Origin of the sequence: Mesorhizobium sp. M0058 (assembly GCF_040323095.1) — a bacterium.
Classification (GTDB): Bacteria; Pseudomonadota; Alphaproteobacteria; order Rhizobiales; family Rhizobiaceae; genus Mesorhizobium.
Map to the genome: position 1 here is coordinate 17,251 of NZ_JAMYUQ010000009.1, position 9,384 is coordinate 26,634.

Below are 9,384 nucleotides of genomic sequence, written 5' to 3' on the forward strand. Positions count from 1 at the left end.
TCTGAGGATCGTGCTCCAACCAGAAGACCTAGATGGCCGATCTGTTCAGCGTCGATGAACCGGAAAGAGCGCCGCCCGGCCGGCCTTTGGCCGATCGGCTGCGCCCGAAAAACCTTGGCGAGGTCGTCGGCCAGGAGCATCTGACCGGCCCCGACGGCGCACTGACGCGGCTCATCAACTCCGGTTCGCTCGGCTCGATGATTTTCTGGGGGCCACCCGGCACCGGCAAGACCACCGTGGCGCGGCTGCTGGCCGGCGAGACCAGTCTTGCGTTCGAGCAGATATCGGCGGTGTTTTCCGGCGTCGCGGACCTGAAGAAAGTGTTCGAGGCAGCGAAGCTGCGGCGAACCAATGGCCGGCAGACGCTGCTGTTCGTCGACGAGATCCATCGCTTCAACCGTGCCCAGCAGGACTCTTTCCTCCCGGTCATGGAGGATGGAACAGTTGTTCTGGTCGGCGCCACCACCGAAAATCCATCGTTCGAGCTGAACGCCGCGCTTCTGTCGCGAGCGCGGGTGCTGGTGTTTCACTCGCTGGGCGAGGACAGCATTGCCAAGCTGATGACGCGCGCGGAGGAGACGGAGGGCAGGGCGCTGCCGCTCGACGACGAGGCGCGGGCGATGCTCATCCGCATGAGCGATGGCGACGGCCGGGCCTCGCTGACGCTGGCCGAGGAAGTCTGGCGCGCCGCCAAACCCGGCGAGGTTTTTGATCCCGAAGGGTTGCAGCGCATCGTGCAGCGCCGCGCGCCGATCTATGACAAGGGCCAGGACGGTCACTACAATCTGATCTCGGCGCTGCACAAATCGGTGCGCGGGTCCGATCCGGACGCGGCGCTTTATTATCTTGCCCGCATGTTCGACGCCGGCGAGGATTCGCTCTATCTCGGCCGCCGGCTGGTGCGCATGGCGATGGAGGATATCGGGCTGGCCGACCCGCAGGCGCTGGTTATCGCCAACGCCGCCAAGGACGCCTACGACTATCTCGGCTCGCCCGAAGGCGAACTGGCCTTCGCCGAGGCCACCGTCTATCTCGCCACCGCGCCCAAATCCAACGCCGTCTATACCGCCTTCAAGGCAGCCACGCGGGCGGCGAAGGAGTTCGGTTCGCTGCTGCCGCCCAAGCACATCCTCAACGCGCCGACCAAGCTGATGAAAGAGGAGGATTACGGCGCCGGCTACCGCTACGATCACGACCAGCCCGATGCTTTTTCCGGCCAGGACTATTTCCCCGAAAAGATGGGCCGGCAGACCTTTTATGATCCGCCCGAACGCGGCTTCGAGCGCGATATCAAGAAACGGCTGGACTATTGGGCAAAGCTGCGCAGCGAGCGGGAAAAATAGGTGCGCGGGACAAACGGGACGAACTCGGCCTGCCCGCGATGAACTGAAATTCTGTCCCCGCCAGTCACAGCAGTGTGATTGTACCGCATGACAAAAAGCCCTATCACGTCGCATGACTCGGCCGGGAGGCTGCCAGGACGGGCGATAATTCGGAACGGGGACAGCGCGCGGCGCGAACAGAAATGACAAAATCCCTTCGCAAAACGCTTCGCCAGGCTGTGATTGCTGTCCCGCTGCTCGCGCTCGGCTTCTATTTCATTCCGATCCTGACCACGATCTGGATCGTCTGCGGCCTGATCGATGTGCTGCGCAACGCCAACAAGGATCTGTCGCTGTTGCGCGGCTATTTCCTCGGCAATGGCATCTTCACCTGGCTGCTGTCGCCCTTCAATCTGCTGGTGGACCTCGTTTGCTACAGGAACCCGGGCGTGTGGAAGCTGGAGCACTTTCCCGCCGATTATCAGCGCGAGGTCAACGATGTTCTTGACGTCTTCAAGGCGCGCAAGGACGAGATCATCGCCGATATCGACGCCAATTTCGGCACCGGTCGTCGCGGCATGTATGTCTATCAGTGGTACGGCAAGCACCGGATCGACAATGTCGCGGAATTCAACAAGGATTTCAAATACATCAAGACCATTGCCGTGTCTGTCTTCAGAGGCAAGGAATCGACTTCCTGGCATTTCGGACCGCTCCGGCTCAGCCTGCGAATCCTCTACAATCTCTTGCCGGTGAAGGCAGAGGTTTTCGTCGAATGCAACGGCGCCAGGAATTACTGGCACGACAACCCGCTCTATATTTTCGACGACACGCTGCTGCACCGCTCGGTCAACGAGTATGACGGACGCCGCTACTGCGTGTTCATGGACATAATCCGCCCGTCGCCGTTCCCCGGCTTCATCGCCGGACTTCTCGCCATCGTTTCGGTCACCGTCGAGCGCATCAATTCCATGTTCTACAAGAACTGGAAGATGATCGGCTCGAGCAAGGCAAAGAAGGTCGAGACGACCTGAGGCGTTAGCCTGAAGGGATTGACCGCACTGCCTTGGCCGGGCAGTAAACGGGCATGTTCAATCTGCTTCTTGTTGTGGTCGGCGGCGGCATCGGCGCCGGCATCCGCCACCTGACCAACATCGGCGCCTTGCGCCTCGTCGGCCCCAACTACCCCTGGGGGACAATGGCGATCAACATCCTCGGCTCCTTTGTTATGGGGCTGTTCGTCGCCGCGCTGATGCGGCGCGGCGGTTCCAATGAGCTCCGGCTGTTCGTCGCCACGGGCATCCTTGGCGGCTTCACCACCTTCTCCGCCTTTTCGCTCGATTTCGCGACCCTGTGGGAGCGCGGAGCGACGCTGCCGGCGTTGGGATATGCGCTTGCCAGCGTCGTTGGCGCCATTATCGCCCTGTTTCTGGGACTTTGGCTCGCAAGAACCGTTTCATAGTGTTATTGCCCGGCCTAGAGCACGGCGCATCCTCCTGGACGCGCTGCAGAAACTTTGATCTTGCGCATGATCCTTTCCGAAAGCCGGAGTAGATTTTCGGGGTCACGCGTTAGAAACGGATAAAGCGAAAATCATGGCAGGCGTAGAACAGATCACGGTGGAGGCCGGCGAGGCGGGCATGCGGCTCGATCGCTGGTTCAAGACCCATTTCCCCGGCCTCGGCTTTGGCCATCTGCAGAAGTTGCTGCGCTCGGGCCAGATCCGCGTCGATGGCGGCCGGGTCAAGGCCGACAGCCGTGTCGAGCCCGGCCAGGTGGTGCGTGTGCCGCCGCTGGAGGTCGACAAGAAGGGCGAGAGTGCGCTTACGGGCTACTCGATCCGCAACCAGGGCGACGCGGATGTGCTGGCCAAGATGCTGATCCACGAAGATCCAAAAGTCTTCGTCTTCAACAAGCCGGCGGGCCTGGCGGTGCAAGGCGGCTCGGGCGTCACCCGCAATGTCGACGACATGCTGGAGGCCTGGCGCAGCCAGAAGGGCGAGAAGCCGCGCCTGGTGCACCGGCTCGACCGCGACACCTCGGGCGTGCTGGTGGTTGCCCGCACCAGGCTTGCGGCGATGAAGCTTTCCGAGTCATTCCGGGCGCGCGAGACCAAGAAGACCTATTGGGCGCTGGTCAAGGGCGTCCCGCCCAAGCGTGAGGACAAGATCTCGACCTGGCTGATCAAGGAGCCGACCGAGGACGGCGACCGCGTGCGCGTGGCAGCCCATGGCGAAAAGGGCGCCGACCACGCCGTGTCCTACTATCGCATCATCGAGCAGGCGGCCCAGACGATGACCTGGCTGGAAATGGAGCCGTACACTGGCCGCACCCACCAGCTGCGCGTTCATGCCGCCTATATCGGCTGCCCGATCCTTGGCGACCCCAAATATTTCGAGGCCGACACCAACTGGGACTTTCCGGGCGGCATTCAGAACCGCCTGCATCTGCATGCGCGCCGCATCGTCATTCCGCACCCGGACAAGGGCGTCATCGACGTCACCGCGCCGATGCCGCCGCATATGCGCCAGAGCTGGAACCTGATCGGCTTCGACGACGCCAGCGCGGAGGACTGACATTGGCCGTCGCCTCGGTATTGGATCGCCGCGATGCGGTCGATCTGGCGGCTGCTTCCATCATGGTCGGGTTGACCTTTTCCTGGGGGCTGAACTACGTCGCCGCCAAGATCTAATATGCCGGCTTCGATCCGCGTTACGTCTCGATCGCTCGTTCGATCATCGGCGGGCTCTGTGTGCTCGGCTGGTGCTGGCTGCGCGGCATCAAGCTGTTTAAGGCCGACGGGTCGCTTGTCGCCGGCTTCATCGTCGGCGTGCTGTTCGGCGTCGAGTTCCTGTGCCTCTATATCGGGCTGGAATACACGACCGTTGCCCGCAACACGCTGCTGGTCAACACCATGCCGTTCTGGGTCCTGATCGGCGGCCATTTCCTGCTCGGTGAGCGTATCAACGCGCGCAAGCTTGGCGGGCTCGTTCTCGCCTTCTGCGGCCTGGTGGCGGTGTTTTCCGACGGGATTGCCGGCGGCACCGACGTGACCTTGATGGGCGATCTGCTCAGCCTCGGCTCCGGTATCCTGTGGGCGGCGACCAGTGTCGTCATCAAGCGTTCGAAACTGGTCGAGACCAGTGCCGAGAAATTGCTGCTTTATCAGCTGGCCGGTGCGGCCATTGTCGGTGTCCTGGTTCTGCCTTTCGCCGGCCCGCCGATCCGCGCGGTCAGTGCCTTGCCGACATTGGCGCTGCTGTTCCAGTCGCTCTATATAGTTGCCTTCACCTATGTGCTGTGGTTCTGGCTGTTCAGGCGCTATCCGGCATCGGGCCTGTCGAGCTTCGCCTTCCTGTCGCCGGTGTTCGGCGTCCTCTGCGGCGCTATCATTCTGGGCGAGGCGCCGACGACCAGGATCTTTGTGGCGCTTGGGCTGATCGCTGTCGGCCTGATCATCGTCAACCGGCCGGCGCGCAAGCAGGTACCTGGATAGAAAGTTCGACCATGCGTGACATCCTCAACGACCTCGAAGCGGGAAAGCATCTGTCCGATCCGGATCCGGTGCGCCGCGCGCAGATCCAGATGAAGACGCACCTGCCGAAGCGCTTCTACAAGGACGTGTCGGTCGCAGCTGTGGAAGACGGTTTTGCCGTCCATCTCGACGGCAAGCCGGTGCGCACGCCGGGCAAGGCGCTGCTGGCGCTGCCGACCGAGAAGGCCGCCGCCCTGGTCGCCAATGAGTTCGCTGCACAGGGCGAGACCATCGACCCGGTCACGATGCCGGTGTTGCGTCTGGTCAACACCGCCATCGACGGCATCGCCAGCGACCCGCAGGCGGTGCTGGAGGACGTCTTGCGCTTTGCCTCGTCCGATCTGACCTGCTACCGCGCCGACGCGCCGCAGGGGCTGGTCGAGCGGCAGAACCAGCATTGGGATCCGGTGATCGACTGGGCGAGGGTGACATTAGGGGCTCGGTTCAACCTCGCCGAGGGCATCATCCATGTCGAACAGCCGCGCGAGAGCATCGCAGTGCTCGGCGCTCATCTTGCCCAGCGTGCCGAGCCGCTGCGGCTGGCCGCAATCCATGTCATGACTTCGCTGACCGGGTCGGCGCTGCTGGCGCTGGCGGTCGATTACGGTGCGCTCGATGGCGATGCGGCTTGGGCCGCCGGCCATGTCGACGAGGACTGGCAGATCGAGCATTGGGGCCAGGATGCCGAGGCTGTCGCACGCCGCTCGGCCCGCAAACGCGACATGATGGCGGCCGTCGGCCTGCTCGATGCGCTGAAGACCTGATCCTCGGCCTTTGCCGCACTGCACCTAATACCAAAGTCATAAATCCAAGGTCTGTCTGCCTCCGGCGGTCGCTTTCTGTCATTTTTTACGCTGATGGCTGGTTCGAGTCGCGTTCGGAGGGAACGCCGACGATGACGCCCAGCGTCGAAGGCAGACGATTCACGGGAGGACAGTTCAATGGCATTGGCATCGACCGCCGGCGGAGCCAGCCGCGGCATGACACGAGAGGAGAAGAAGGTCATCTTCGCCTCCTCGCTGGGCGCGGTTTTCGAATGGTATGATTTCTATCTCTACGGAGCGTTGGCCGGCGCGATCGGCTTGACCTTCTTCAACTCGTTTCCCGAAAGCACCCGCTACATCTTCACGCTGCTGGTCTTCGCCGCCGGCTTCATCGTGCGCCCGTTCGGCGCGCTGGTGTTCGGCCGCATCGGCGATCTCGTCGGCCGCAAATACACATTCCTTGTCACCATCATGATCATGGGTCTGTCGACTTTCCTTGTCGGCCTGCTTCCGGGTTCAGAGACACTGGGCATTCTGGCGCCGATCCTGTTGATCGCGCTGCGCATGCTGCAGGGCCTGGCGCTTGGCGGTGAGTACGGCGGCGCCGCGACCTATGTCGCGGAACATGCGCCGGATGACCGTCGCGGCTTCTACACGTCATGGATCCAGACGACGGCGACGCTCGGCCTTTTCCTGTCGCTGATTGTCATCCTGCTAGTGCAGAATTCGGTAAGCAAGGACGCCTTCAACGCCTGGGGATGGCGCATTCCGTTCCTGGTCTCGGCTATCCTGCTCGGCATTTCGGTCTGGATCCGGCTGTCGCTTTCGGAATCGCCGACCTTCCTGCGCATGAAGGAGGAGGGCAAGAGTTCCAAGGCGCCGCTGTCGGAAGCCTTCGGCCAATGGAAAAACGCCAAGATCGCCATCCTGGCGCTGTTCGGCCTCACCGCCGGTCAGGCCGTGGTCTGGTACAATGGTCAGTTCTACGCACTGTTCTTCCTGGCCAATGTGCTCAAGGTCGACGCGCAGTCGGTGAACATCATGATCGCCATTGCGCTGGCACTCGGCACGGGCTTCTTCGTCTTCTTCGGCTGGCTGTCCGACAAGATCGGCCGCAAGCCGATCATCATGGCCGGCCTTGCGCTGGCGGTCGTCACCACCTTCCCGCTGTTCAAGGCGTTGACCTGGGCCGCCAATCCGGCGCTCGCCACCGCACAGCAGAACACGCGCGCCACGGTGACGGCGGCTCCGGGAGACTGCAACTTCCAGTTCAATCCGACCGGCACGCGCGTACCGGTCAGTTCGTGCGATATCGCGACCGATTTCCTTGCCAAGAACTCGGTGCCTTACGACATCGTCTCGACGGCGGCGGCGGGGACCCCGGCGAGTGTCATGATCGGCAGCGAAACCGTGGCGTCTTATGATGCCAAGGCCGCAGGCGACAAGAAGGCTGCCAGCGACGCTGCCTTCAAGAAGGGTATCAACCTCGCGCTTCAGGGTGGCGGTTATCCGCTGAAGCGTGCTGCCGCCAAGGTTGCCGACCAGAAGCTCGACGCCTTTGTCGCGGCCAATCCTGAACTGAAGCTCGACGCGGCAGCCATCCGCGCCGGCGAAAAGACCGCAGTCCCGACCGAACAGGCGATCAAGGACAAGGTGCTGACCAAGGACGAAGCCGCGGGCGCCACCGAGGTGACCGTCTACAGCGTTCCGGCAGCGGGCGCCTTCGCGATGTTTGCCGACCCCGCACAGGTCAACTGGGCCAAGGTCATCGGCATCCTGTTCATCCTGGTCCTCTACGTGACCATGGTCTACGGGCCGATCGCGGCGATCCTGGTCGAGATGTTCCCGACACGCATCCGCTACAGCGGCATGTCACTGCCCTATCACATCGGCAATGGCTGGTTCGGCGGCCTGCTGCCCGCGATCGTGTTCGCGTTCAGCGCCTACAAGGGCGATATCTATTACGGCCTTTGGTATCCGGTGGTGATCGCGGCGGTGACGCTGATCATCGGCATGATCTTCGTCAGGGATACGCTCGGCACCGACCTGCATACCAAGCAGTAGCCGACGGCTCTGTATCAAACACAAACCCGGCGCGAGCGATCGCGCCGGGTTTTTGATTTGTGGGCCTGTTCGATCTATCAGCGCGGAAGACGCCTAGCTCTTGCGAGGCTGTTCGGCCTCCGCAATGGCGGCCTCATGATACCAGGCCTCGCCATGGGCAAGCGGGTGATCGCGCAGCGAAGCAAGCTCTGCCGCAAACTTGGCCTTTACGCCTAAATTTGAGGCAGTTACACGCGATGCCGCCGGGAATATCAGGATTTTGGCCGACGGACGGGCTGAGGTGATTTCCATGGTCGGTCTCCTTTCTTCTGGAGAGGCTCTTCGATTCATCTTTCCATCAAGGTAGGTCCTGCAATCCTTTTAGGCAAGATGCCTAAAGAAAGATCTGCATTTGCCTGTTATTTAAGCAAATTCTGCCTTTGATTGATCCGGGCGCATTGCTTAGGCGGCTTGCCATCACCGGCGGGATGAAAGGGCATTTTTGCCGCACCCTGACCAACTGAAGTGGCACACGATTTGCATTTTATCGACCGGCAGCTGGGCTGCTGGATGGCTCGGCGCGCCGGCGTCATCCAGGTTCGGTGATCAAGCAACGAGAGGCTCTAGAATGACGAAATACAAGCTCGAGTATATCTGGCTCGATGGTTACACCCCGGTCCCCAATCTTCGCGGCAAGACCCAGGTCAAGGAGTTCGCCGAGTTCCCGACGCTCGAGCAGCTGCCGCTGTGGGGCTTCGACGGTTCTTCGACGCAGCAGGCCGAAGGCCACAGCTCCGACTGCGTGCTGAAGCCGGTCGCCGTGTTCCCGGATCCGGCCCGCAGCAATGGCGTGCTGGTGATGTGCGAAGTGATGATGCCAGATGGCGTGACGCCGCATGTGTCCAACAAGCGCGCCACCATCCTCGACGACGAAGGCGCCTGGTTCGGCTTCGAGCAGGAGTATTTCTTCTACAAGGACGGCCGTCCGCTCGGCTTCCCCGAGAGCGGCTATCCGGCGCCGCAGGGCCCGTACTACACCGGCGTCGGCTATTCGAATGTCGGCCCGATCGCGCGCCAGATCGTCGAGGAGCATCTCGACCTTTGCCTCGCAGCAGGCATCAACCATGAAGGCATCAACGCCGAAGTGGCCAAGGGCCAGTGGGAATTCCAGATTTTCGGCAAAGGCTCCAAGAAGGCCGCCGACCAGATGTGGATGGCCCGCTATCTCTTGCAGCGCCTGACCGAAAAGTACGAGATCGACATCGAGTATCACTGCAAGCCGCTCGGCGACACCGACTGGAACGGCTCGGGCATGCACGCCAACTTCTCGACCGCCTATATGCGCGAAGTCGGCGGCAAGGCCTATTTTGAAGCGCTGATGGCTCAATTCGACAAGAACCTGATGGACCACATCGCCGTCTACGGCCCGGACAACGACAAGCGCCTGACCGGCAAGCATGAGACCGCTCCGTGGAACCGCTTCAGCTACGGCATCGCCGACCGAGGCGCCTCGATCCGCGTGCCGCATTCCTTCGTCAACAATGACTACAAGGGTTACCTGGAAGACCGCCGTCCGAACTCGCAAGGCGACCCCTACCAGATCGCTTCGCAGATCCTGAAGACCATCGCGGAGGTTTCGACCAGCGCGCAGGTTTCGGCGGCTGCCTAAGCATCTATAGCGGCGCAGGCTTCGTAAGCCTGCGCCGTAGCCTGCTGCTAC

The 9,384-nt window shown here is 62.0% G+C and carries 8 protein-coding genes and 1 pseudogene; 8 read left to right on the forward strand and 1 reads right to left on the reverse strand.

The features are described 5' to 3' along the window. The first annotated feature begins 32 nt into the window (after positions 1-32). The 7 genes and pseudogenes from NKJ75_RS16660 (at position 33) to NKJ75_RS16690 (ending at position 7,685) form a co-directional block, all read left to right on the forward strand. Positions 33-1,343, forward strand: a complete 1,311-nt coding sequence (locus tag NKJ75_RS16660; RefSeq protein WP_352499964.1) for a replication-associated recombination protein A — start codon at positions 33-35, stop codon at positions 1,341-1,343. 182 nt (positions 1,344-1,525) lie between these two features. Next, complete coding sequence (locus tag NKJ75_RS16665; RefSeq protein WP_352499965.1) at positions 1,526-2,356, forward strand: aspartyl/asparaginyl beta-hydroxylase domain-containing protein; 831 nt, start codon at positions 1,526-1,528, stop codon at positions 2,354-2,356. 53 nt (positions 2,357-2,409) lie between these two features. Continuing rightward, a complete protein-coding gene (gene crcB, locus NKJ75_RS16670; protein ID WP_023726805.1) occupies positions 2,410-2,784 on the forward strand; it encodes a fluoride efflux transporter CrcB in 375 nt (124 codons plus the stop codon). Between the two features lie 133 nt (positions 2,785-2,917). Further along, positions 2,918-3,898, forward strand: a complete 981-nt coding sequence (locus NKJ75_RS16675; RefSeq protein ID WP_023672769.1) for an RluA family pseudouridine synthase — start codon at positions 2,918-2,920, stop codon at positions 3,896-3,898. Positions 3,899-3,960: 62 nt separating this feature from the next. After that, a pseudogene (locus tag NKJ75_RS16680) lies at positions 3,961-4,818 on the forward strand (DMT family transporter). Positions 4,819-4,829: 11 nt separating this feature from the next. Further along, a complete protein-coding gene (locus NKJ75_RS16685) occupies positions 4,830-5,621 on the forward strand; it encodes an ATP12 family chaperone protein (RefSeq protein ID WP_352499966.1) in 792 nt (263 codons plus the stop codon). Between the two features lie 177 nt (positions 5,622-5,798). Then, positions 5,799-7,685, forward strand: coding sequence for an MFS transporter (locus tag NKJ75_RS16690; protein ID WP_023682590.1), 1,887 nt, complete (start codon positions 5,799-5,801; stop codon positions 7,683-7,685). Between the two features lie 93 nt (positions 7,686-7,778). Here the strand turns inward: NKJ75_RS16690 and NKJ75_RS16695 are convergent, their stop codons facing one another. After that, positions 7,779-7,976 (reverse strand): DUF2735 domain-containing protein, encoded by a 198-nt coding sequence (locus NKJ75_RS16695; RefSeq protein ID WP_023688422.1) that lies wholly within the window; start codon positions 7,974-7,976, stop codon positions 7,779-7,781. 316 nt (positions 7,977-8,292) lie between these two features. On the opposite strand from NKJ75_RS16695, the gene NKJ75_RS16700 reads away from it, so the two are divergent. Then, the gene (locus tag NKJ75_RS16700) at positions 8,293-9,333 is read left to right on the forward strand and encodes a glutamine synthetase beta-grasp domain-containing protein (RefSeq protein WP_023688423.1); all 1,041 of its coding nucleotides are present in this window, start codon (positions 8,293-8,295) and stop codon (positions 9,331-9,333) included. The last annotated feature ends 51 nt before the right edge of the window (positions 9,334-9,384 follow it).

Bases quoted from the DNA above. Each gene is read 5' to 3' on its own strand.
- NKJ75_RS16660 (WP_352499964.1), top strand. From the start codon at position 33: ATGGCCGATCTGTTCAGCGTCGATGAACCGGAAAGAGCGCCGCCCGGC.
- NKJ75_RS16665 (WP_352499965.1), top strand. From the start codon at position 1,526: ATGACAAAATCCCTTCGCAAAACGCTTCGCCAGGCTGTGATTGCTGTC.
- crcB (WP_023726805.1), top strand. From the start codon at position 2,410: ATGTTCAATCTGCTTCTTGTTGTGGTCGGCGGCGGCATCGGCGCCGGC.
- NKJ75_RS16675 (WP_023672769.1), top strand. From the start codon at position 2,918: ATGGCAGGCGTAGAACAGATCACGGTGGAGGCCGGCGAGGCGGGCATG.
- NKJ75_RS16685 (WP_352499966.1), top strand. From the start codon at position 4,830: ATGCGTGACATCCTCAACGACCTCGAAGCGGGAAAGCATCTGTCCGAT.
- NKJ75_RS16690 (WP_023682590.1), top strand. From the start codon at position 5,799: ATGGCATTGGCATCGACCGCCGGCGGAGCCAGCCGCGGCATGACACGA.
- NKJ75_RS16695 (WP_023688422.1), bottom strand. From the start codon at position 7,976: ATGGAAATCACCTCAGCCCGTCCGTCGGCCAAAATCCTGATATTCCCG.
- NKJ75_RS16700 (WP_023688423.1), top strand. From the start codon at position 8,293: ATGACGAAATACAAGCTCGAGTATATCTGGCTCGATGGTTACACCCCG.